At 66.9% G+C, this 22,961-nt stretch carries 20 protein-coding genes; 15 read left to right on the plus strand and 5 right to left on the minus strand.

Annotated elements, in window-relative coordinates; genetic code table 11:
• Window positions 1–27: 27 nt before the first annotated feature.
• Both lhpI and U5768_RS22610 read left to right on the plus strand, forming a co-directional pair.
• Window positions 28–936: a bifunctional Delta(1)-pyrroline-2-carboxylate/Delta(1)-piperideine-2-carboxylate reductase gene (lhpI, locus tag U5768_RS22605; RefSeq protein ID WP_322032614.1), complete on the plus strand. Its 909-nt coding sequence runs from the start codon at window positions 28–30 to the stop codon at window positions 934–936.
• A 114-nt stretch (window positions 937–1,050) separates the two neighbouring features.
• Window positions 1,051–2,118 (plus strand): asparaginase, encoded by a 1,068-nt coding sequence (locus tag U5768_RS22610; RefSeq protein ID WP_322032615.1) that lies wholly within the window; start codon window positions 1,051–1,053, stop codon window positions 2,116–2,118.
• 33 nt (window positions 2,119–2,151) lie between these two features.
• On the opposite strand, the gene U5768_RS22615 is transcribed toward U5768_RS22610, so the two are convergent.
• Window positions 2,152–4,431 carry an amylo-alpha-1,6-glucosidase gene (locus tag U5768_RS22615; protein WP_322032616.1) on the minus strand — a complete coding sequence of 760 codons (2,280 nt, stop codon included), beginning with the start codon at window positions 4,429–4,431 and terminating at the stop codon, window positions 2,152–2,154.
• A gap of 251 nt (window positions 4,432–4,682) precedes the next feature.
• Entirely contained in the window at window positions 4,683–5,984 is a 1,302-nt protein-coding gene (gene gltA / locus U5768_RS22620; protein WP_322032617.1) for a citrate synthase, read from the minus strand.
• A 412-nt stretch (window positions 5,985–6,396) separates the two neighbouring features.
• Between gltA and U5768_RS22625 the strand changes: the two genes are divergently transcribed.
• On the plus strand, window positions 6,397–6,798 hold the full coding sequence (locus tag U5768_RS22625; RefSeq protein WP_322032618.1) for a hypothetical protein: 402 nt from the start codon (window positions 6,397–6,399) through the stop codon (window positions 6,796–6,798).
• 82 nt (window positions 6,799–6,880) lie between these two features.
• Here U5768_RS22625 and U5768_RS22630 read toward each other — a convergent pair whose 3' ends face one another.
• From U5768_RS22630 to U5768_RS22640, 3 genes are all read right to left on the minus strand, one after another.
• Window positions 6,881–7,666: an alpha/beta hydrolase gene (locus U5768_RS22630; protein ID WP_322032697.1), complete on the minus strand. Its 786-nt coding sequence runs from the start codon at window positions 7,664–7,666 to the stop codon at window positions 6,881–6,883.
• A 167-nt stretch (window positions 7,667–7,833) separates the two neighbouring features.
• Window positions 7,834–8,889, minus strand: a complete 1,056-nt coding sequence (locus U5768_RS22635) for a rod shape-determining protein (protein ID WP_322032619.1) — start codon at window positions 8,887–8,889, stop codon at window positions 7,834–7,836.
• A 374-nt stretch (window positions 8,890–9,263) separates the two neighbouring features.
• Window positions 9,264–9,914, minus strand: a complete 651-nt coding sequence (locus U5768_RS22640; protein WP_322032620.1) for an alpha/beta hydrolase — start codon at window positions 9,912–9,914, stop codon at window positions 9,264–9,266.
• Between the two features lie 203 nt (window positions 9,915–10,117).
• Between U5768_RS22640 and U5768_RS22645 the strand changes: the two genes are divergently transcribed.
• From U5768_RS22645 to U5768_RS22700, 12 genes are all read left to right on the plus strand, one after another.
• Window positions 10,118–11,689, plus strand: coding sequence for a DHA2 family efflux MFS transporter permease subunit (locus U5768_RS22645; protein WP_322032621.1), 1,572 nt, complete (start codon window positions 10,118–10,120; stop codon window positions 11,687–11,689).
• A 111-nt stretch (window positions 11,690–11,800) separates the two neighbouring features.
• Window positions 11,801–12,727 (plus strand): glutaminase, encoded by a 927-nt coding sequence (locus tag U5768_RS22650; protein ID WP_322032622.1) that lies wholly within the window; start codon window positions 11,801–11,803, stop codon window positions 12,725–12,727.
• 123 nt (window positions 12,728–12,850) lie between these two features.
• Complete coding sequence (locus tag U5768_RS22655) at window positions 12,851–13,183, plus strand: DUF2282 domain-containing protein (RefSeq protein WP_322032623.1); 333 nt, start codon at window positions 12,851–12,853, stop codon at window positions 13,181–13,183.
• Between the two features lie 70 nt (window positions 13,184–13,253).
• Window positions 13,254–14,141 (plus strand): DUF692 domain-containing protein, encoded by an 888-nt coding sequence (locus tag U5768_RS22660; RefSeq protein ID WP_322032624.1) that lies wholly within the window; start codon window positions 13,254–13,256, stop codon window positions 14,139–14,141.
• Window positions 14,138–15,115: a hypothetical protein gene (locus U5768_RS22665; RefSeq protein WP_322032625.1), complete on the plus strand. Its 978-nt coding sequence runs from the start codon at window positions 14,138–14,140 to the stop codon at window positions 15,113–15,115. Before U5768_RS22660 ends, U5768_RS22665 begins: the two co-directional genes overlap by 4 nt.
• A gap of 7 nt (window positions 15,116–15,122) precedes the next feature.
• Entirely contained in the window at window positions 15,123–16,040 is a 918-nt protein-coding gene (locus tag U5768_RS22670) for a DNA-binding domain-containing protein (RefSeq protein WP_322032626.1), read from the plus strand.
• On the plus strand, window positions 16,037–16,540 hold the full coding sequence (locus U5768_RS22675; protein WP_322032627.1) for a DoxX family protein: 504 nt from the start codon (window positions 16,037–16,039) through the stop codon (window positions 16,538–16,540). Before U5768_RS22670 ends, U5768_RS22675 begins: the two co-directional genes overlap by 4 nt.
• A gap of 173 nt (window positions 16,541–16,713) precedes the next feature.
• The gene (locus U5768_RS22680) at window positions 16,714–16,986 is read left to right on the plus strand and encodes a YtcA family lipoprotein (RefSeq protein ID WP_322032628.1); all 273 of its coding nucleotides are present in this window, start codon (window positions 16,714–16,716) and stop codon (window positions 16,984–16,986) included.
• 30 nt (window positions 16,987–17,016) lie between these two features.
• On the plus strand, window positions 17,017–18,057 hold the full coding sequence (gene mdtN / locus U5768_RS22685) for a multidrug transporter subunit MdtN (RefSeq protein ID WP_322032629.1): 1,041 nt from the start codon (window positions 17,017–17,019) through the stop codon (window positions 18,055–18,057).
• A gap of 8 nt (window positions 18,058–18,065) precedes the next feature.
• On the plus strand, window positions 18,066–20,159 hold the full coding sequence (locus tag U5768_RS22690) for an FUSC family protein (protein ID WP_322032630.1): 2,094 nt from the start codon (window positions 18,066–18,068) through the stop codon (window positions 20,157–20,159).
• Complete coding sequence (locus U5768_RS22695; RefSeq protein WP_322032631.1) at window positions 20,143–21,615, plus strand: MdtP family multidrug efflux transporter outer membrane subunit; 1,473 nt, start codon at window positions 20,143–20,145, stop codon at window positions 21,613–21,615. Before U5768_RS22690 ends, U5768_RS22695 begins: the two co-directional genes overlap by 17 nt.
• A gap of 98 nt (window positions 21,616–21,713) precedes the next feature.
• Window positions 21,714–22,742 carry an AraC family transcriptional regulator gene (locus U5768_RS22700; RefSeq protein WP_322032632.1) on the plus strand — a complete coding sequence of 343 codons (1,029 nt, stop codon included), beginning with the start codon at window positions 21,714–21,716 and terminating at the stop codon, window positions 22,740–22,742.
• Window positions 22,743–22,961: the final 219 nt, after the last annotated feature.

A 22,961-nucleotide genomic window follows, 5' to 3' on the forward strand; every position in this document is an offset into this window, starting at 1 on the left:
GCATCGTTCATCAGGAGAGAATATTCGATGGAGCCCATTGCGATTTACGACGCGACCGCCACGGCGCGCCTGCTCGACTACGGCGTGCTGCTCGACGCCCTCGCCACGGCCGCGCAGGACCACGACGCGGGCCGCATTCACGCGCCCGTGCGCACCGGCGTGCCGCTGAAGGGCAACGGGGTCATGCTCTCGATGCCCGCGAGCGCCGACGACATCGCCATCCACAAGCTCGTGAGCGTGTGCCCGGCCAACACGGCGCTCGGCATGCCGACCATCTTCGGCGCGGTGACGGTGTGCAACGGCTCGACGGGCCAGCCCGAATTCATTCTCGACGGGCCGACCGTCACCGGGCGGCGCACCGCGGCGCTTTCCATGCTGGGCGTGCGGCTCTTTCACCCGGGCGCGCCGCGCGCATTTCTCGTGATCGGCACCGGGCAGCAGGCGCGTTTTCATGCCGAGGCGATTGGCCAGCTTTATCCGGCGGCGACGCTCTACGTGAAGGGCCGCACGGAGGCGTCCGCGGAAGCTTTTTGCGCCCGGCTTGCGCAGTCCGGCGTGCGCGTGACGCCCGCGCGCGGCGACATGGCCGGGGAAGCCGACACGGTCATCGCGGCGACCACGAGCAAGACGCCCGTGTACGATGCCGCGGCGCGCGAGGACCGGCTCGTGATCGGCGTTGGCGCCTTCACGCCGGACGCCGCCGAAATCGGGCAGGAAACGGTGCGCGCAAGCCGCGTGTTCGTGGACGATCTGGCGGCAGCGCGCGAAGAAGCGGGCGACCTGCTGCAGGCCGGCATCGACTGGGCGAATGTGCGCACGATAGGCTCCGCCGTGACGGACGGCGCGAAGCATGATGGCGCGCCCGTGCTGCTCAAAACGGTCGGCAGCGGCGCGTGGGATCTGGCAGCGTGCCGCGTGGCGCGCGAGGCGCGTTAAAGCGCGTTAATCCATCATCGGAATGCGCGGATTAGAATCGCACATCGATCGGCGCATCGATTGCACTTCGATCGCGCATCACGATCCCTATCCCGGACTCAAGGCAGACCAACGATGACGACGAGCGCTCCCCAACCCGCCGTAAAAGTCTTGCGCGGCGGTGTAATCGAAACCACGCATATCGCCCACATTGCCGTGGTCGACGCGCAGGGCCGCCTGCTCTACGCGTTCGGCGACCCGCATCGCATGACGCTCGTGCGCTCGGCGGCCAAGCCCGCGCAGGCGCTCGCCGTAGTGGAGACGGGCGCGCTGGAGCGCTTTCACTTCGACGACGCCGATCTCGCGCTCATGTGCGCCTCGCACAGCAGCGAGAACCGCCATATCGAGCGCACGCGCGCGATGCTCGCCAAGGTGTCCGCAACCGAATCGGACCTGCGTTGCGGCGGCCATCCGCCGCTCTCCGACGCCGTGTACAAGGCATGGATCAAACGCGACTTCACGCCCGGCGCGGTGTGCAGCAACTGCTCGGGCAAGCACGCGGGCATGCTTGCGGGCGCGCGCTCCATCGGCGCGGCGCTGGCCGATTACCATCTGCCTTCGCATCCCTTGCAGCAGCACGTAAAGCGTGTCGTGGCCGAGGTCTGCGATCTTCCCGAAACGGGCGTCGAATGGGGCGTCGACGGCTGCAATCTGCCCACGCCGGCCTTCCCGCTCGACCGGCTCGCGCGCCTTTTCGCGAAGCTCGCCGATGCGCAGGATCATGCGGACCCGGCCAACGATGCCCGCTCGCAAGCGCTCGCCCGCATCTATCGCGCGATGACGTCGTATCCGGAACTCGTGGCAGGCGAAGGCCGGTTCTGCACGGCGCTCATGCGCGCGTTCGAGGGCGCGCTGGTCGGCAAACTGGGCGCGGCGGGCAGTTATGCGATTGGCGTGCGCGCAGGCGCGGCGAGCGCGGCACATACCGGCGGCCCGGCATTGGGTATCGCGGTGAAAATCGAGGATGGCGATCTGACCGCGCTCCATGCCACCGTCGTGGAAGTGCTGAGGCAACTCGGCGTCGGCACGAAAGAACAAATTGCAGAACTAAGTAAATTCGATGCCCCGCGTATCTTCAATACGATGGGCGTCGAGACCGGTTACGTTACGCCGCAGTTCGAACTGCGGCGCGTCGATCGATAACGAGGCGCGGGCTTCGAAGGCCCGCGCCAACCCTCACAGCAACGCCACCACCTTCACGTCGCTGCGATCCGCCGATGCCACGACCTTGCCGTCCACGCGACGGAACATGAGCGTCACCGTATTGTTGCCCACGCGCAGATCGCTCACTTCGATCCAGTCGATGCCTTCCGGCAGCATGGGCTGCTCGACACGCACTTCGTTGCGCGCCGCGTCGATCGTCACGCCAAGACACGCCTCGAGCATCATGAACGGCGAGCCCGCGGCCCACGCTTGCGGCAGGCAGGCCACCGGATACGCCGTGGGCGGCTCGCCGCGCCGGCGCGGGAAGCCGCAGAAGAGTTCAGGCAGACGCATGTCGAACGTCACCGCGGCCTCGAACAGCGCCTGCAGCAACCGCACCGCCGCGGCCTTGCGGCCGTAGCGCGCGAGACCGCGCGCGCACAGCGCGTTGTCGTGCGGCCAGACCGAACCGTTGTGGTACGCCATCGGGTTGAAGCGCGCCTGACCCGCCGCGAGCGTGCGCACGCCCCAGCCCGTATGGAACAGCGCCGATTCGAGCCCTTCCGCCACGGCACGGCCGCGCTCCTCCTGGGGCAAGCCGAATGCAAGCAAATGGCCCGCGTTCGAGGCGAGCACGCGGCAAAGATCGCCGTGGCCGTCGAGCGCAATGCCGTAGAACTCCGCCTCCGGCATCCAGAACTTCTCTTCCACGCAGCGGCGTATTTTCGCGGCGCGCGCGGCGTAGCGCGCGGCGTCTTCCACCTGGCCGCGATGCGTGGCGAAGCGCGACATCGTTTCGAACGCCGAACTGGCGTACGCCTGCACTTCGACGAGTGCGATGGGACCATCGGGGAAACGGCCGTCCGCGTGGAATACCGAATCGTGGCTGTCCTTCCAGCCCTGGTTCGCGAGGCCGCCTTCCGATTCGCGCCGGTAGTCGAGCAGACCGAGCTTGTTACGGTCGCACACCCCTGCAACCCAGCCCGCCGCGCGTTCGAGCGCCGGCCATAACTCGTCGATGAGCGAAACATCGCCGGTGCGCTCGACGTATGCGCCCGCCAGCACGACGAAGAGCGGCGTGGTGTCCACCCCGCCGTAGTAGAGCGCGAACGGCACTTCGCCCGTGGCGGCCATTTCGCTCTTGCGCATTTCGTGCATGATCTTGCCGACCGCCGCGTCGCGGAACGCCGAGTCCTCGCGCGCCTGGTGCTCCGCGAGAAAACGCAGCACGCCGCGCGCGAGCGCGGGCGTGAGCCACAGCGTTTGCAGCGACGTGATGACCGCGTCGCGGCCGAACGGCGTGGAGAACCACGGAATGCCCGCGTACGGATAGGGGCCGGTCGGCAGGTCGGTGGTGAGCAGCCCCAGATCGGCGATCGAGCGGTTGATCCACGCATTGAAGAGCGGATTGCTCGAACGCAGACGCGCCGCCGCGCGGCGGCGCTCGCGCATCACGATATGCGAGTCGACCAGCGCGGCGCGCACGGCCGCGCGGCCCACGCTCTGCTCCTGCGAGTTCGCGAGGCAATAAGGCGGCTGAAAGACGCCCGCGCTCTGCGTGCCGGGCGCGGCGTCGGGCAGCGCCTCGACTTCGATGGCCACTGTGAGGTAGATCGAGACGCAGGCTTGCGCGGGCAGATCGACCGTGAAGTCCGCGCGATCGGCGAGGAGTTGGCTCGGCGTGGGCGAGAACTCGATGCGCACGCGCCGCGCCACCTTGTCGAGGCCGAGATATTCGAGCCGCACGTCGCCGTTTTCCACGCGCGGCGGCATGAGCGTGCCGCGTTTTTCGCGCTTCAGGCCGCGCACTTCGAACATGTCGCGGAAGTCGCTCGCGAACGAGATGGAAAGCGGCACCACAGCGTCTTCCGTGCCGTAGTTCGTGAGTTCGATGGCCTCGGTCATCATCGTGCCGGAGAGCACGCGCTCGCGCTGCACGTGAATCACGCCTTCGGGCGTGGTGGTGCCGCCGAGCGGCGGCAGCGGACGATTGGTGAGGTGAGCCGTGAATACGGCGTTGTCGCTGCTCACGCTGCCGGAGAGCAGCGAGGGCACGCGGCCGCCGAACGTGAGACGCAGCGACGAGAGCACGCGCGTGTCGTTGACGAAGAGGCCGTCGTCGATGCCGGTGATGTCGCCTAGCGGATCGTTGACGATGAAGGTGCCCCCCGACTTCAGCACATGCTGGTCGGCGCTTGCGACCTCGGGTGATTCGGGCGCGATGAACGCGCTGTCGGTTTCCCGCGGTTCTTGACCGGGATGATCCACGCCGCTTGAGCGCGTGACGCCGCCGAGTGTTTCAGGATCCTGCATTGCGTGCCTCCTGGGTCCCATGCAAAGGGTTACGGTACGGTTCGCTTGCGGTCGATTGTAGTGGCTTCGGCGCGTGCGTTGGCGGCGAATGCGCGAAGAAAATGCGACGCAAGTGCGGCAAATCAGTGGCAAATCGCGATGCGAGCAAGGAACGTGCGCGGAAAAAATTGCGGGCGCCGGCACGCTTCGAACGTGCGGGCGCCCGTGAAAGGCAATCCGGCGCGCGCCAGCAACGGCGCGCGTTGCGAGGATCAGCGCTGCGAAATCGGCTTGGCTTCGCGCGACGTTTCGCCGATGAAGAGCTGGCGCGGACGGCCGATCTTCTGCTCGGGGTCGGCGATCATTTCGTTCCACTGCGCAATCCAGCCCACCGTGCGCGCCATCGCGAAGATGCATGTGAACATCGAAGTGGGGATGCCCAGCGCGCGCTGCACGATGCCCGAGTAGAAGTCCACGTTCGGATACAGCTTGCGCGACACGAAGTATTCGTCTTCCAGCGCGATCTTTTCGAGCTGCATGGCGAGCTTGAAGAGCGGGTCGTCGTGCAGGCCCAGTTCGTTGAGCACTTCGTAGCACGTCTCGCGCATGAGCTTCGCGCGCGGATCGTAGTTCTTGTACACGCGGTGGCCGAAACCCATCAGCTTCACGCCCGAGTTCTTGTCCTTCACCTGCTCGATGAACTTCGGGATGTTATCGACCGAGCCGATTTCTTCGAGCATGTTCAGCGCGGCTTCGTTCGCGCCGCCGTGCGCCGGGCCCCACAGGCACGCAATACCGGCCGCGATACACGCGAACGGGTTCGCGCCCGACGAACCCGCGAGGCGCACCGTCGAGGTCGAAGCGTTCTGCTCGTGGTCGGCGTGCAGGATGAGGATGCGGTCGAGCGCGCGCACGAGCACGTCGTTGACCTTGTACTCCTCGCTCGGCGCGGAAAACATCATGCGCATGAAATTCGCGCTGTACGAGAGGTCGTTCTGCGGGTACACGAACGGCTGGCCGATCGTGTATTTGTACGCCATGGCAACCAGCGTCGGCAGCTTCGCGATCATGCGGATCGCCGACACCTCGCGATGCTGCGCGTTATTGATGTCGAGCGAGTCGTGATAGAACGCGGACAGCGCGCCCACCGCCGCCACCAGAATCGCCATCGGATGTGCGTCACGACGGAACCCCCGGAAAAAGAAGTGCATCTGCTCGTGAACCATCGTGTGGTTCGTCACCGAGGCCACGAATTCGTCCTTCTGCTGCTGCGTGGGCAACTCGCCCTTGAGCAGGAGGTAGCAGCTTTCGAGGAAGTCGGCGTTTTGCGCGAGGTTGTCGATCGGGTAGCCGCGATAGAGCAACTCGCCCTTGTCCCCGTCGATGTACGTGATCGCCGAGTTGCACGCCGCCGTGGACATGAAGCCCGGGTCGTACGTGAACATGCCGGTCTGGCCGTACAGCTTGCGGATGTCGATCACGTCCGGGCCGATGGTGCCCTGGTAGACCGGCAACTGAATGCTCTCGGGCTGGCCGGGAATCGTGAGCGTGGCGTGTGTCTTCGAATCGATCATTGTGTGTCCTTGAGTTGCTTTTACATCGCAAACTGCGCGCAAACCGCGCACAAACTTCCCGCAACAAGACGCAGCCAGTCGCTGCGACCGCTTGCCGCATTCTACGGCGCGGCGCAGCGCCGATTGATAGCGAAGCCAGCAACAATCCCTCTTCCAGCCCGCAATATTGCGAAGCTTGCGACTTCCTTAACATCGATTTCTGCAACAATATTTTGCTATTGCAGTGCAACATGCCGCACCCCAACTTTGCGATACTGCTTGACATGCAGCGACTTCCCCTGTCGTGGCGACCGAAGTTTGCGCACCTACGCCGACTCCGGCCACTTGCATGGCAGTAGACTTGCGGCCCGCCTTCACCGGCGGGCCCTTTCCTCGCCACACGCGCTTAAAGCAAAACGTAAGGAAGCAACAGATGAACATTTCGGTCGACACCCTGTTCGCAGAAGACGAACAAGCAGAGGGCGCCGTCGTCACGGCACTCAATCACCAGGACATCGTGGTCGCGCTGTCGGCTGCGCTCGCCAACGAACGCGTTGCCGTGCTGCACATGCTGTATCCGCGCACCGACGCGCGCACGCACCGCAGCCTCGATCACCTCGTGGACGCGCTCAACGGCCACGGCCTGCACCAGGTCGCGCGCCTCGTTTCGCAGGAAGCGCACTATCTCGTGTTCAAGGACCCCGTGAAGGCGTGGAAGGCCTTTCACGAAATCCGCAACGACTCGCTCGCGATCGGCGTGCATCTCTACTATGCGGGCCTCGTCGGCGAGGCTGCCGAGAACAAGCTCGACGCGCACGCGCACGGCCGCGACTAAACGCAGTTCGTTCGGACTGCGATATTTCTCGCGGTAATACAGATGGCGGCCACATGGCCGCCATTTTTGCATCGGCGTGCTTTCAGCGCCCGTGGCCGCTTACGAATCGATCGATCAGTTCGTTGAAGGCCGCGGGCCGCGCCAGATTCATCCCATGCGACGCGCCCGTCACCGTCGCGCGGCGCGCGTCGGGCAACCACGCTTCGAGCGCGGCCACGGCGCGGTGAAACACCTCGGGACTCAATTCGCCGTCGATCAGCAGCACGGGGCATTGCACCTCGGCGGCCTGCTCGCGCGTGTACGCGGGCAGCGGATCCTGAAACTGCGGCCCGAGCGTATGGGCGTTGTCGGCGGCCATGCGGCGGAACCCATGCGTGCTCTTCGCCCAGAAGCCGGGCCGGCTCACCGAATCGACGAATAGCTGCAGCCCCGCGTCCACGTTACCCGACTCGATCAGCGCCACGGCGCGGGCGCGCAACGCGTTGACGGTCTCGGGCAACGTGGCGAGCGTCTGGCCCGGTTGCTGCACCGGGCCGCCGGGGTCGGCGAGCGTGAGCGTGCGCACGTGCTGCGGATGGCGCCGCGCGAACTGGAACGACACGAGGCCGCCGCGCGAATGCCCGACCACGTGCGCCGGCCCCGCGCCCAGCGCTTCGACGAACGCGGCAAGTTCGTCCGCGTGCTGCCGCCAGCTAAACGGCTGGCCGCGCGCGGCATCCCCGGCGGGCCAGTAGTGCGTGAGACTCACCGACACACAGCGATATTGCTGCGCGAGGCCAGCGAGCTGCGGCTGCCAGTAGCGGTAATCGCACAGCGAGCCGTGCACGAAGAGAAGAAGTTCGCCCTCGCCGCGTTCGACGTAGGGCATGGGCAGGCCGCCGGGCAGTTCGATGAACGTGCCTGGGGCCGGAAAAGCGGCTGGATTCACGGCTGGACGATGGGCGGACAACGGGACAGCGGCGTATTGTCCCACGCCCACGCCCGCGCCGCAGCCGCCCGCCATGGCGGCGCTTCGACGTCAGTCGGCTTGCGTGGTTATTCGACGAATTCGAATGCGTGCTCGCTCATGAGCGAAGCCGCCGCGCCCGCGCCGCGCACCGCGCAGGTGAGCGGCTCGTCGGCCACGCGCACGGTCACGCCGAGTTCCGCGGCGAGGCACTGATCGAGCCTCACGAGCAGCGAGCCGCCGCCCGTGAGCACGATGCCGCTATCGGCGATGTCGGTGACGAGTTCGGCGGGCGCCGTCTCGAGCACCTGGCGCACCGCGTTGATCACCACGCGCAGCGGCGCGGCCAGCGCGTCCGCCACGTCGTGGCTCGTGATCTCGACCGTGCGCGGCAGGCCGTCTTCCATGCTGCGCCCGGTCGCGCGCATGCGCTCGATGGGTTCGCCGTGGAGCGCGCAGCCAATCGTCTTCTTCACGTGTTCGGCGGTTTGATCGCCCAGCACGACGCCATAGAGCGTGCGCACATGATCGACGATCGCGCGATCGAACTGGTCGCCGCCCACGCGCACCGAACCGCTGCACGCCACGCCGCCGAGCGCGACGATGCCCACCTCCGTCGTGCCGCCGCCGATATCGACGACCATCGAGCCCGTTGCGGCATGCACCGGCAAGCCCGCGCCCAGCGCGGACGCGAGCGACTCGCCGATCAGGTTCACGCTCGCGGCTCCGGCCGCGAAGGCGGCCTCGCGAACAGCGCGGCGCTCCACGCGCGTCGCGCCCGCCGGCACGCACACCGTGAAGGCGGCGCGGCGGCCGAGCAGACGGCGCGGCTGCGCCATCGCCACGAAGCGGCGCATCATGTGTTCGGCAGCGGAAAAGTTGGCGATCACGCCGTGCGAAAGCGGCCGCACCGTCTCCAGATTGTTCGGCGCGCGGCCGAGCAGATCCTTCGCCTCGCGGCCCACCGCGGCCACCGTCGTCTCGCTCGCGCCCGCGCGGCGCTCGAAGCAGACCACGGAGGGCTGGTTCAGCACGATGCCTTTGTCGGCGGTGTAGATCAGCGTGTTGGCCGTACCGAGATCGAGCGCCACGTCCTGGCGCAACAGCCTTTTGGAAAAAATGGAATGCGGCTTGGCTCGGGCCATATTGGTCTGATGTGCGGTTTTTTTGGCGACCCGGCAGATGAGGCGCCGACGGATGGCATTCCCGATGGCGGCATCATCCACGCAGCGCGAACCAGCCGCGCGCCGGGCGGAACGGGCCTACGCGGCCCATAAGGTCGCGGCGACTCCCCGTATTAACGGCCGCAACCGGCGCGAACTTTAGCCGGTCCAAAAACCGCTGCATAGCTTATCCGGAAAATATGGCCGAAATACGACACTGCGGGCGTGTGAGACTGCCCTTTTATACCGATTTAGCTGCCGCAGTGCCCTCGCCGGGCCCTCGTTTCCGATTCATTTTCGCGGTCTTGCGGCGCCGGATGTCGCGGTGCGCGAAGGCTCTCCGGACAACCGCTCTGTCAGCCGCGCGCGAGTGCGCGCACCAGCGCGTCGCGCCCGAGCATGACGCCCTGCGGCGTGATCGTGTGTCCCACGCCGGGCAGCGCGAATGCGGTGAGCGCGAATCCCGCGTCGCTGAACGCGGCGGCGGCGCGCTCCAGTTCGCTTGCCGGAATCACCTCGTCGTCCTCGCCGTGCACGAGCGTGAGCACCGTGCGGCTTTTCGCGACCACGGGCGTGACGAGCCGCCCCGCATAGGCGACCACGGCCGCCGCGCCCGACGCCTGGGTGGCCACGTGATAGAGCGACATGATCGAGCCTTGCGAGAAGCCCACCAGCGCGAGCGCGTCGTGACCGAGCCCCCAGTGGGCGAGTTCGGCGTCGAGCCGGCGCTCGAACACCTGCGAGGCGGCCACGACGCGCGCCTCGCGATTGCTTTCGCCGATGTCGCGCAGACTGAACCACTGGCGTCCGCCAAAGCCGCCGTCGAACGGCTCGCTGCCGTCGAGCGACGCGAACGCGGCGCCCGGCAGCGCATCGCGCCATACGTCGGCGAGCGGCGTCAGATCCTGTGCGTTGCTGCCCACGCCATGCAGCAGCACGACGAGCGCATGCGCGGCGCCATCGGCCGGCGCCAGGCGCCAGCCCCCTTCGAATGCTTCCCAGCTCATGGTCGGACCTCCCCTGTGACTGACGACTGTATTGTGGGTCCAGCGCACGCTTTTTGCGCGGCGCGCGGCACGCGCACGACCCGCACGCGAAAGCCATCCGCAAGCTCATGACCCTGCGCCGCCTGGGGATGCTCCGCGGCCGGCCATGAAAAAGGGCGATTGCAGGTATCCTGTGCCGCAAACCGGATTCGCGGAGAACAAGCTTGAACCAGCCCGCCGCTTCATCGTCGCCGCCCGCACCGCCGCCTCCGCTCGAAGGCGGCAAACTGATCCTCGCGACCGTCGCCGTCGCGCTGGCGACCTTTATGAACGTGCTCGACACGTCGATCGCGAACGTCGCCATCCCGACCATCTCCGGCGACATGGGCGTTTCCGTGGACGAAGGCACGTGGGTCATCACCGTGTTCGCGGCCGCCAACGCAGTCTCCATTCCGCTGACCGGCTGGCTGACGCAACGCTTCGGCCAGGTGCGCCTGTTCGTCGCCTCGATTCTCTCCTTCGTGGTGGCCTCGTGGCTGTGCGGCATGGCGCCCACGCTGCCGATCCTGCTCATCGCCCGCGTACTGCAAGGCGCCGTGGCCGGCCCGCTCATTCCGCTTTCACAGGCCGTCCTGCTCGGTTCCTGGCCCAAGGAAAAATCGTCCACCGCCCTCGCCTTCTGGGCCATGACCACGACTGTCGGGCCGATCGCAGGCCCGGCGCTCGGCGGCTGGATCACCGACAGCTACAACTGGTCGTGGATCTTCTACATCAACATTCCGGTGGGCCTCTTCGCCGGCTTCGTCACGTGGACAATCTACCGCAACCGGGAAACGCCCACGCGCAAACCACCCATCGACGTCGTGGGCCTCGGCCTCCTCATCACCTGGGTCGCCTCGCTGCAGATCATGCTCGACAAGGGCAAAGACCTCGACTGGTTCAACTCGCCGACGATCGTTACGCTCGGGCTCGTCGCGCTCGTCAGTTTTTCGTTCTTTCTCGTCTGGGAACTGACCGAGGAGCACCCAATCGTCGATTTGAGGCTCTTCGGGCAGCGCAACTTTCTTGGCGGGACCATCGCGATTTCCGTGGCGTACGCCGTGTTCTTCGGCAATCTCGTGCTGCTGCCGCAATGGATGCAAGAGTACCTGAACTACCGCTCGGTCGATGCGGGCCTCGTGACCGCGCCGCTCGGCGTGTTCGCGGTAATCCTGTCGCCCGTCGTGGGACGCCTCCTGCCGCGCTCCGACGCGCGCATCATCGCCACCGTCGCGTTCGTACTGTTCGCCATGGTGTTCTATATGCGCTCGCGGTACGTGATCGAAATCGACACGTTCCACCTCGTGTTGCCGACGCTGCTGCAAGGCATCCCCATGGCGCTCTTTTTCGTGCCGCTTACCGCCATCATTCTCGCGGGACAGCCGCCGAGCCGCGTGCCGGCGGCGGCGGGCCTCTCGAACTTCGTGCGCGTGTTCTGCGGCGCGGTGGGCACCTCGATCGCGACGAACGCCTGGAACAACCGCACGATCCTGCATCACGCCCGGCTCACCGAGCAGGCTTCGATCAACAACCCGACCTTCGTCCAGGCGATCGACCAGACCCGCAAGGTGCTGAACCTGAGCGAGCCGTCCGCACGCGCGCTGTTCGATTTTCAGCTCACCTCGCAGGCCGCCATGATGGGGCTGAACGACATTTTCTATATTTCGGCGATCATCTTTCTCGTGATCATTCCGCTCATCTGGATCACGAAGTCGACGAAGGGCGGCGGGGGCGGCGGCGCGGCGGGCGCGCATTGACCCGCGTGGTTTAGCCGGCGTGGGCGGCGAAGCTCACGCGGTCGCTCGGGGCCGCTACAATCGCGAGGACCGCGGCGGGCGCTCCGCCGCCGCCACTGCCCTGCGCCGCCCATGAATCACACGTTCGACTACACGCCCATTCTCGACGCCATCCATCGCGACCTGCAGCCGCATATCGGCACGGGCCGCGTTGCCGACTACATTCCCGAACTCGCCACGGTGCGCGCCGATCACTTCGGCATGGCCATCGTGACGGTGGACGGTCAGGTATATCGCACCGGCGACGCCGACGTGCGCTTTTCCATCCAGAGCATTTCGAAGCTGTTCGCCTGCACGCTCGCCTTCCAGTTGCTTGGCGACGCGCTGTGGCAGCGCGTGGGCCGCGAGCCTTCTGGCACGGCCTTCAACTCGCTCGTGCAGCTCGAGTTCGAGGCGGGCAAGCCGCGCAATCCGTTCATCAACGCGGGCGCGCTCGTCGTGACCGACGTGCTGTGCCGCCGCTTCGTGCAGGCGCAAACCGCGCTTGTCGAGTTCGTGCGGCGGCTCTCGGGCGAGCCCGGCATCGACTACGACCTGCGCGTCGCGCAATCGGAACTCGCGCACGCCGAGCGCAACCGCGCGATGGCGCATTTCATCGCGAGCTTCGGCAACCTCGAAATGCCCGCCGATACCGTGATCGACGCCTATTGCCGCCAATGCGCGATCTCGATGAGCTGCGTGGAACTGGCGCGCGCCGCACTGTTTCTGGCAAACGGCGGCGTTTCGCCCGCGAGCGGCGAACGGGTGCTCGACGCGAGTTCGGCCAAGCGCCTTTCCGCGCTGATGCTGACGTGCGGCACCTACGACGCGGCGGGCGATTTCGTGTACCGCGTGGGCTTGCCCGCGAAGAGCGGCGTGGGCGGCGGGATTATCGCGGTGCTGCCCGGCGAATTCGCGGTGTGCGTGTGGTCGCCGGGGCTCGACGCGACCGGGAATTCGCAGGTGGGTTCGCTGGCGCTGGAGTGGTTGACGACGCGCACGGGGCGGTCGATCTTTTAACGCCCAAACACGCCATCCCCGGCACGCCGACCGCAATACCAGACCAAACCGCACAAGACCAGACAATCCGCGGACGCCGGCATTCCATACGATCGGGGCTCCTACCCGACGTGGAGAAACCACATGGCAGATCGCACATTCGAGACGCTGGTCGCCGGGGCCCTTGCAACTGCGCTGGCCGCCATCGCAGCCGCCCCCGCGAGTGCTCAGGAATTCACCGACGCGCAGAAGAAGATTCAGGCCGAGCACACCGCGCTCGTCAAATCGGGCAAGGTCGAACCGTGCTTCGGCACCGCACTGAAGGGGCAGAACGACTGCTACGCGGGCGCCGGCACGACCTGCGCGGGCACGAGCACACAAGACTACCAGGGCAACGCGTTCCGGCTCGTCCCCAAAGGGACGTGCGCGAGCATCTCCACGCCGAAGGGGGCGGGCAGTCTTTCGCCCAAGGTCTGATTCCGGTCGCGGTACGGGTCTCGCGCGAGGCCCGCACAGCGCGCTCCTACCGTCACCACACGGGCCGGCCATGTCTGATTCATCGCCCCTTTCGCCGTCTGTTCCTGGCGGCCCGCCGCCGCGTGCCGGCGTTGGCCTCAAGGCCGAACACTATCGCGCGATTCTCGAAACGCAGCCCGACATCGGCTTCTTCGAGGTTCATGCGGAGAACTACATGGGCGCCGGCGGGCCGCCCCACCGCTTCCTGACCGCCATCCGCGAGGCCTACCCGCTTTCGGTTCACGGCGTCGGCCTGTCGATCGGCGCGGACCGCGCGCTCGACCCGGCGCATCTGCAACGCTTGCAGTCGCTGGTAAGACGCTATGCGCCTGAACGCTTTTCCGAGCATCTGGCCTGGTCCAACCATCCCTGCGGTTTTCTCGACGACCTGCTGCCGGTGCCCTACACCGCGCGCAGCCTCGCCCGTGTCGTGGAACATATCGACCAGGTGCAGGAAGCGCTCGGGCGCCAGATGCTGCTCGAGAATCCCGCGACCTACCTCGCCTTCGAGGAGAGCACCTATACGGAGGCCGAGTTCATCGCTGCCGTCGCGCGGCGCACAGGCTGCGGCCTTCTGCTCGACGTCAACAACGCCTACGTCGCATCGGTCAACCAGCAGTGGGTTCCCGCGTCCTATATCGATGCCCTGCCGCTCGCGGCCGTGCAGCAGATCCATCTGGCCGGCCATGTGCAGCAGTCGGATAGTCAAGGCCGGCCGCTTCTCATCGACACGCACGACCGCCCTGTCGCCGACATCGTCTGGGATCTTTATTCTTATACGATCCGCGCGTGCGGCCCGCTTCCCACGCTGATCGAATGGGATGCGGATCTGCCCGACTGGGACACGCTCGCCGCGCAGGCCGCACACGCTGACGCCGTCATGCGGCAGGCGTCGCCAACCAGGGTACAGACGCCATGAACAAGCGCAAAGTTCTTGTCTACTACGCGTGGAGCCGTCCGGGCGAAAGCGGCGCGCCGCTCGACGTGATTGAAGATCGTTTCCCCGCGCTTTTCGAAAGCCGCCGGATGGGCTTTCCGAGGTTCCACGAATATGCCGACGCGACCCGCTTCGACCAGGGCATCGCGGGCTTCCTCGACCACATCATGAAGCGCAACTTCACGCTGTTCGTCGAACTCGCGACGGCGCTCTGCGGGCAGCCGGTCACGGAGATCGAGCGCGTCGCCGACGACGGAACGCTCGCTCCGCTCGACGCCCGCACGCTGGACGGCGTCGATACGCTGATCGTGATCAGCTTCGATTCGCTTCGCACCGCACAAACAGCCGATAGCGGCGAAATCGACGCGGTTCGCGCGTTCCTCGCGCAGCCCGACCACCTCGCCTTCGTCTGCCCGCATCACGACATCGGCGACGTGGAGGGCGCGGACGAAGACGAACTGTTGCGCCGCCAGCTCGCGGAATTCGAACATCACGGCGACAAGACCATTCCGCCGCGTCAGCGCTTCGGCGGTCTCGCGCGATCGCTGCTCGCGGGTCTCGGCGTGCCCGTGGAAAACCGCTTCGGCCTGCGGCCCAAAGCTACGGCGGACGGTTCGCCCTTCCCCATCGAAGCCGGGACGCAAAGCGATCGATCAGGCATCCTCAGGAATGTCGCGACCTTCAATCTTCACCCGCACCTGCCGCAGCTCGAACGTGTCGGCGACGCGGTAAGCAAGCTTGGTGTCCTCGCCCGCCAGCACATCGACCTCGCCGCCCCGCCTCACCCGTTTGCGCTTGAGCGGTCCACATTCGATGCGCTCCTGCAATCGCGGGAAGACACCTTCGCGGGTACGCTGCTGGTGAGCGACGCCACGCTCTGGAGTTCGACTGCGGGCGGCGTCGATAGCCTTCAACAGTTGTGGACGAACGTCGTGCAACGGCCGTTGCGTACATGAGGCCGACATGACACTGCGCTCAGCCTCGCGAATGCACCCGCGCGCTTCGTGCCACGCCGCGCACCGTGCGCGCCCGCACGCGCGCTGCCCGCGCGATCGGCAGAAGGACTTCGCAGCCGCGCTGCTCGATCCGGCCATGCCGATACCGCGCGGCCTCGTGGGTCCCGACGGGAAGCCGGATGCCAAACGGTTCAACGTCTATCGCAACAACGTCTTTACCGGGCTGATCGACGCGCTGAAAGCGGCCTTTCCCGCGGTGCGGCGCATCGTGGGCGACGAGTTCTTCACCGCGATGGCGCGTATCCACGTCGCTCTCGATCCGCCCGGCTCGCCCGTCATGCTCGAATACGGACACGCGTTCGCGGGCTTCATCGAAACGTTCGAGCCCGCGCAAAGCGTGCCGTATCTCGCCGACGTCGCGCGGCTCGAACGCGCATGGGCAGAGGCTTATCACGCGGCGGAACCCGCACCGGGCGCGCTCGCGGCACTGGGCGCAATGGGCGCAACCGGCGCAACCGGCGCAATCGAAGCGCAACGGCTTGCGCACGCACGGTTCGCGCTGCATCCGTCGCTGCGGGTCGTCCGCTCGACCTTTCCCGTGGTCGACCTGTGGCGGATGAATATCGACGGCGGTGTTCCCGCTGCCATCGACGTCTTCGGCGGCGGCCAGCACGCGCTCGTCGTCCGCCCGCATGCCGAAGTCGAGGTCCGCCGGATGACAGAGGGCGCGGCGACGTTCGTTCAGCGTCTCGCCGCGGGGGACTCGATTGCAGCGGCCGCTTCGCTGGCCCAGGACGACGATCCGGGCTTCGACCTGGCCCGCGCGCCGGGCGACCTGTTCGCCACGGGTGCAATCGTGGGATGGAAGCTACCGGACAATCCGGATGTGCCACGCGACGTTCTCGCGATACCGGGGCGCCCATGAGCCAACACGCACCGCCGGCGAAAGCCCGCGTCGAGCTGCTGGTCCGTGCCATGCTGGACCGGCTGCGCGAGGCGGCGTGGTGCATCGCGCCACCCTTGCTGCGGGTCGCGCTTGCGCTGCCCTTCCTTCGCTCCGGGCGCACACGATGGGACGGTTTTCTCTCGCTGTCGCCAGCCACGCTGTACCTGTTCGAGAATCAGTTCAAGGTTCACCTGCCCGGCGCGGTCTTTGACTTCCCCGCGCCGGACACCGTCGCCCTTTTCGTCGCCGTGGCGGAAATCGCGCTTCCCGTCCTGCTCCTCCTTGGGCTCGCGACACGGCTGACGGCCCTCGCGCTCCTCGTGATGACCGGCGTCATTCAACTCGTCTTTCCCGAAGGTTGGGCGAACTTCCACCTGTACTGGGCATCCCTTGCTGTCGGGATCATCGCAATCGGTCCGGGCGCGCTGTCCCTGGACCGGCTGATCGACCGCCGGTCGTACCGCCGCAGCCCGCCGTAGTTCCACGCTCACTTGCGCGAGAAACCCGCCGTGAAGCGCAACTCCTGCGGAGCGACAACGCGCACGAGGTAGCGCCGCCGGCATCGAAAGCATCAATCGTCCAATTCGAGCAAGAAACGGCAAGCCAGCCGGGGGCAGGCCGCGTAACGTCGCGAGAAATCTGGAGAGCAACGATGCGTTCGCGACGACGACGCGGCCTGCGCGCGGCAGGCGCCGCCGCCCTCTGCGGGCTCGAAACGGGCTGCGCCCCATCGACAAACGTGCTGGGCGCCTATTTCCCGGACTGGTTGATCTGCATGGTCGCGGGCGTCGTACTGACCGTCGTCGTCTACGCGGCCCTCGCGCGCCTGGACGAGCGGTACCGGCCCGTCGCGCCCGCACTGACCTGGCCGGCGCTCGCCACGCTCCTTACGCTGGCCGTCTGGCTGGTCTTCTTTCGACAATGAACGCGATCCATGGGGACGAAGCGGAATTTCATGGTCAAGCCGGGCGCCGGGGCGCCGGTCGGACGATACCTGGCACTCCTGCTGGTCGTGGCGACGCTGCTCGTCATGGCTTTCGTGATTCGTCGCGTCGACCGCGAGCCGCGCACCGACGACGCCTACGCGTACGCCGACACCATCGACGTCGTGCCCGAAGTCAGCGGGCGCATCGTCGATCTCGCGGTACGCGACAATCAGGCGGTCAAGCAAGGCGACCTGCTGTTCCAGATCGACCCGCGTCCCTATGAAGAAGCGCTGCTGCGCGCGAACGCGAGCCTCGTCGCGCTCGACCGGCAGATCGCGTTGACCCAACGCACCGTCACGGCGCAGCAATACAACGCGCGGTCCGCGCACGCGGCGGTGGAGCGCGCACGCGCCGCGGCCGCTCAGGCGATCGACACGCTGCATCGTACGGAACCGCTGCTGCCGCAAGGCTACGTGTCGGCGCAGGACGTCGATCTCGCGCGCACGGCGCAACGCGCGGCGCAGGCCGATCTCGCCGCCGCCGAGTGGCAGGCGCAACAGGCCGAGGCCGCCGTGAGCGGCGTCGATGCGCTCGTCGCACAACGCGCCGTCGTCCAGGCGGATATCGCCATTGCGCAATTGAACCTGGCGTTCGCCACCGTGCGCGCGCCGTTCGATGGGCGCGTCGTCTCGCTGCATACCTCGACCGGGCAGTTCGCTTCCGCGCTCAAGCCCGTGTTCACGCTGATCGACACGCGCCGCTGGTACGTCGTCGCCAACTTCCGCGAGACCGAGTTGAAGGACATCCGCGTCGGCACACCCGCTGCCGCGTTCTTGCTGAGCGACAGCGGGCGGCGCTTTCGCGGCACCGTCGATTCGATCAGCTATGGCGTGCTGCCGGACGAAAGTGGACTTGCGTTGCCAGGCGGCCTGCCGCGCATCGAGCGCACGCTCAACTGGGTCCACGTGGCGCAGCGCTTTCCCGTGAAGATTCGCATCGACAACCCGGATTCCGACCTGTTCCGCATCGGCACGTCCGCCGTCGCCGTGCTGTATCCCGGGCGTCGTTGAGGACTGCGATGAGATTCCCCGACATGCTCCCGGATACGCTGCGCGACGCTTGCGCGTTCCTGCGCGCCGAGCTTGCGCCGTTCCCGGGCCGCATCAACGTGATGATGCGCGCCATGCTGACCAGCGCAATGGTGATCGTCGTTTCGCTGACGCTCGAGGTGCCCGAGCTGCCGCTGTCCCTGCTCGTGGTGTTCTTCGTCACGCAGGCAAACGTGGTGCTCACGCGGCTTGTCGGCCTGCTGTTCATCGTCGGCTCGACGCTCGCCATCGGCAGTTCGATCCTGCTGCTGAAATACACGTTCGACTATCCGCTGATGCGCATCGTCATTGCCAGCGTGCTCTTTTTCGGGAGCGTCTACCTGATGCGTGTGCTGAAGACCGGTGTCGTCTTCTTCATTGTCGCGATCGTGATCATCTACGTACAGAGCTTCGTCGATCAGACCGACCAGGCCGAACTGCTCGTGCGCGCCCTGCTGTGGGTGTGGGTGGCGGTCAACTATGCGATCGCCCTGACGCTCGCGATCAACACGCTCCTGCTGCCTGCGGAGCCGCAGCGCCAGTTGAAGGCGGAAATCCAGCGGCAACTGAACGCGGTCGATAACCGGCTCGCGCATCTGGCCGGCGCCCGCGAACCTGCGCCCATCACGCTGCAAAGCGTTCAGCACGGCGCGATCACGCTACAGAAGCTGCTCAAATTCGCCGCGATGCGTGACAGGCGTTACCGCGAAACGCGGGCATGGCACCTCGCGTCGATTGCGACCGTGTCGCGGCTCTATCTGGCGGCGAGCACGATGCAGGCGCCTCGCGAAGCGTTGCCCGCCAGCGGGCGCGCGATGCTCGACGCGCTGCGCGCAAACTGTCGCGCGCTCGCGGCGGCGCTCGCCTCCGATACGCCTTATCGCCTCGTGGAAGATCTGCCGCTGGCCGCCGCAAGCACGCCTGGCGCTATCGCGGAGATGCGGCAGGCGTTGCGCGGGTTCGCCGGCGTCCGGCTGCACGGCGAGCCGGAGAACGGAGCGCAGGCGCAAGAGCCGATGATCGCGGCCGACGCATGGACGAATCCCACGTACGCCCGTTTCTCGCTGAAGACCCTGCTTGCCGTGTTGATCTCCTACACGTTCTATAACGCGACCGACTGGCAGGGCATCCATACCATCATGCTGACCTGCCTGATCGTCGCGCTGCCGAGCCTCGGCGCATCGACGCAACGCGCGCTGCTGCGCGTGGCGGGCGCACTCGGCGGCAGCGCGCTTGCGCTAATGGTGGTCGTTTTCGTGATTCCGGGGCTCGACAGCATAGTAGGACTCCTGCTCACCGTGTTGCCGATCGCCGCGGCGGCCGCGTGGATCGCGGCCGGATCGGAGCGCATCGCCTATGCCGGCGTGCAGTTGCTGTTCACGTTCTCGCTGGCCGTGCTGGGCCAGTTCGGACCCAGCACCCATCTCACGGAAATCCGCGATCGCATGGTCGGCATTCTGCTGGGCGTCGCCGTCGCGACCGTGGTGCAGATCGGCTTTTGGCGCGAGGGCGAAGGCGATACGCTGCGTGCGAAGCTCGCGCAGGTCCTGCATCCCCTGGCCGCCCTCTTGCGCACGCCGCAAGCCGGCGCGACGCATACGGCGCCGGAGCCCTATGCGCAGCAGCAGTTGCAGACGTGGAGCGCACTCGCCGACTGCGAGGCCATGCTGGCGCGCGTGGCCGTCGAGCCGGGCTGGGAGGAAGGCGAGGCGCCTCGCTTGACGGTGCGCGCGCAGTCGGTCCTCGCCCAGGCCCGCGCGATCATGCTCGCCGGCAACGCGCTTCGCGTGTCACTCGATGGCGCACGCACGCCCGATGCGGCGATGGACGCCCTCCGAAGCGTGCAGGACCAGATCGCCTCTTGCATCGACCGTTACGCGGATGCACTTTCGGGCAGCCCGCCTGCTGCTCGCCGCCCACCGCCCATCGCGCTGCCGGCGCTACCCGGCGACGCCGCGCACGCGCCGCGCTGGTCCGCATTGCGCCGTCTGGCAAACGAAGTCGAGGCGCTGCCGGACTGGGACCTGACCACAGCGCGGGCCTCCGCAAACATCGAGGCAGGCACCCATGATGCCGCGACCTAGCCACGCCGGTGCGCGCGCGCTGCTCGCGTGGGCGATCCTTTCGGCCTCGGGCTGCGCGCTGATCCACCACGACAGTCCGCCGGCCTCGCCCATTTCCGGCGCAGCGATCCGCGTTGCCGGGAACATTCGCCTGCCGCCCGGCGACTGGCCGTCGTCGCACTGGTGGACGGCCTTCGGCGACGCGCAACTCGACGCGCTGATCGACCGCGCGCTCGCCGATTCGCCCACCATGACCGTTGCGCGCGCACGCGTAGCCCAGGCGGGATCGGACGTGGAGCGGGTGCAGGCCGGTTCGGGTCTCCAGGCGGTGGCTATCGGCGTGCTCAACCGCGAGCGCGTATCGTCCAACGGCTTTCTCGGGCCTTACGCACGCAACGATCCGGCGGCGGGCGTTACCGGGCCGTGGTACACGCAGGGGATCGTCGGCATCGGCGCCGGGCTCAATCTCGATCTCTGGGGCAAGCAGCGCGCGCAGGTTGCGGCGTCGCTGGGCGTACAGAACGCGCGGCGCGCGGAAGCGTCGGCCGTCGAGCTGGAGATCTCCACCGATATCGCACAGATTTACTATGGAATCCAGACGATCTATCAATCCATCGATCTGCTCGGGCAATCGGACCGTGTCGCCGTCTTTGCGGTCGCCGCGCACGGCTCGCGCGCCGCGCGCGGCCTCGAGTCGCGAACGGCGGTCGAAACGGCACGCGCCCGGCAACTGGCCGTCGAGCGGGAGATCGCCGACGCGCGGGCGCAGATCACGCAGTTGCGCGAATCGCTGCGCGCGCTGGTGGGCGCAGGCGCCGACACGCTGGCGGCAATCGAACCGGCACCGCTGCCCGTCTCGCACGCGGCGTTGCCGCCCACGCTTTCCTATGAACTGCTCGCGCGCCGTGCGGACCTGCAGGCGCTGCGCTGGTACGTTCAGGCATCGTTCGACCAGGTCGATGCCGCCAAAGCCGCGTTTTATCCGAGCTTCGACATCAAGGCATTTTTCGGCTTCGACGCACTGCATCTGGGCATGCTGTTCACCCGCGCAAGCCAGCAGATCAATCTCGTTCCCGGCCTGTACCTGCCGATCTTCGACAGCGGCCGGCTCAATGCGAACCTTGGGGGAGCGCGCGCCGCAAGCAACGTGCTGATCGAACAATACAACCAGGCGGTGCTCGACGCCGTGCGCGACGTGGCGCAAACGGGCAGCCGCCTGCAGGCGTTGGATGCGGAAGTCCAGCTTCAAACGGAGAAGGTCAAAGCCGTGCAGTTCGCGCGCAAGAGCGCCGAGGCGCAGTGGGAGCGCGGGCTCGTCAGCAGGCTCGCCGCCGTCGAGGCGCGCGAGCCCGTCATCGCGGAGCAGGCGGCGCTGCTCGATCTAAACGCGCAGCGCGTCAGTCAGGCCATTGCGCTGACGAAAGCGTTGGGCGGAGGGTATCGGGCCGACTCGCCCGTCACATTGCGGCCCCATTAAGGCGTCGCTCATTCCCGTCGCGACGCCGCGCCAGTTGTGCCAGACTAGTCGGGCACCACGCCCGCTGTGCGAATCCGGACCCGCTGAAGAGAGACTCGATGATCCCCGCGTTCGACCCGCTTGCCGCCCCGCCTCGGCAGCGCCGCCGCAGCGGCGACGCCTTGACGCCCGATCACCCGGAGGCCGCGGAAGCCGCCCCACGGCACGGGGACGCGCCCCACCTGATCACAATCGACGAGATTCTCCATGCCCGGCCGCAGCGGCCTGTCGCGACTACGCGCGGCCGCGGCTGGAGCGGCGTGACGGTCGATGTCCACCGCCCCTACTTCGACTGCTCCGAACGCTATGCCGGGCTCGATCATCACCTGATTGGCTACTGCCCTTCGGGCAGCGCCAGACTGGTGCAGACGCGGGCCGGCGCTGTTCATAGCGGCACAATCTCGGCTGGCACCGCCTACCTCATGCCGGCCGGCTGCGACTCGGTGTGGGAAGGCGACTCCGGGCAGTCCGTGCGCATGCGTGTCTCGCCTTCGCTCGTTGCGCTCGCCGGCGAGCAACTCGGCCGCGAGCACGTGCCGGTCGAAATCCGCAGCGTATTTCTCGTGCGCGATCTCGTGATCGAACGGCTGGCCCAGAGCTTCGTCCACGAAATCGGAATGCCGGCGCATCCGGCTCAGATGCTCATTGTCGATTCCTTGTCCACGGCGCTGGCGGCTCACCTCCTTCGCGCCTACAACGCGTTCGAACCCGCCGGGTCCACGCCGGAGCGCTCGCTCGGCAAGCTCGAAGTCGCCCGGCTGACCGAATTCATCGAAGAAAATCTCGACCGCCCCATCTGCCTCGAAGATCTGGCGGCACTCGTGAACGTGAGCCGGTTCCATTTCAGCCGGCTATTCAAACGCACCATCGGCGTCACGGCGATCAGTTACGTGGAGCAGTGCCGGATACGCCGCGCGAAATCGCTGATTCTCGAAACCGCGTTGCCGCTTGCGCAGATCGCGCTGGCCGCAGGCTTTGCCGACCAGAGCCATTTCACCCGGCGTTTTCAGCGCCACGTCGGCTGCACGCCGGCCGCATTCGCGCGCGAACAGGGTCAGCGCCGCACGGGGCCGCGAACGGGGCGGTAAAACCTGGCACTGCCGAACACTGCGAATCGATCGATGCGCGGCGGCGTCGGGCGCTTCGTAAGTGCGCTTGCGCACGTTCCCGCCTTTCGTCGGGACTTCCGTTGCCTTAGGATTGCCGAAGCTGTCCGTCAAAACTCACCCAGGCGCCGCGCCGCCCGCGGCGGGCTCGCGCACACGAAGTCAAGAAAAACGGAGACTGCCATGGGACCGAATCCCCAT

Source organism: Paraburkholderia sp. J76 (genome assembly GCF_905220295.1).
In the GTDB taxonomy this organism is placed as follows: domain Bacteria; phylum Pseudomonadota; class Gammaproteobacteria; order Burkholderiales; family Burkholderiaceae; genus Paraburkholderia.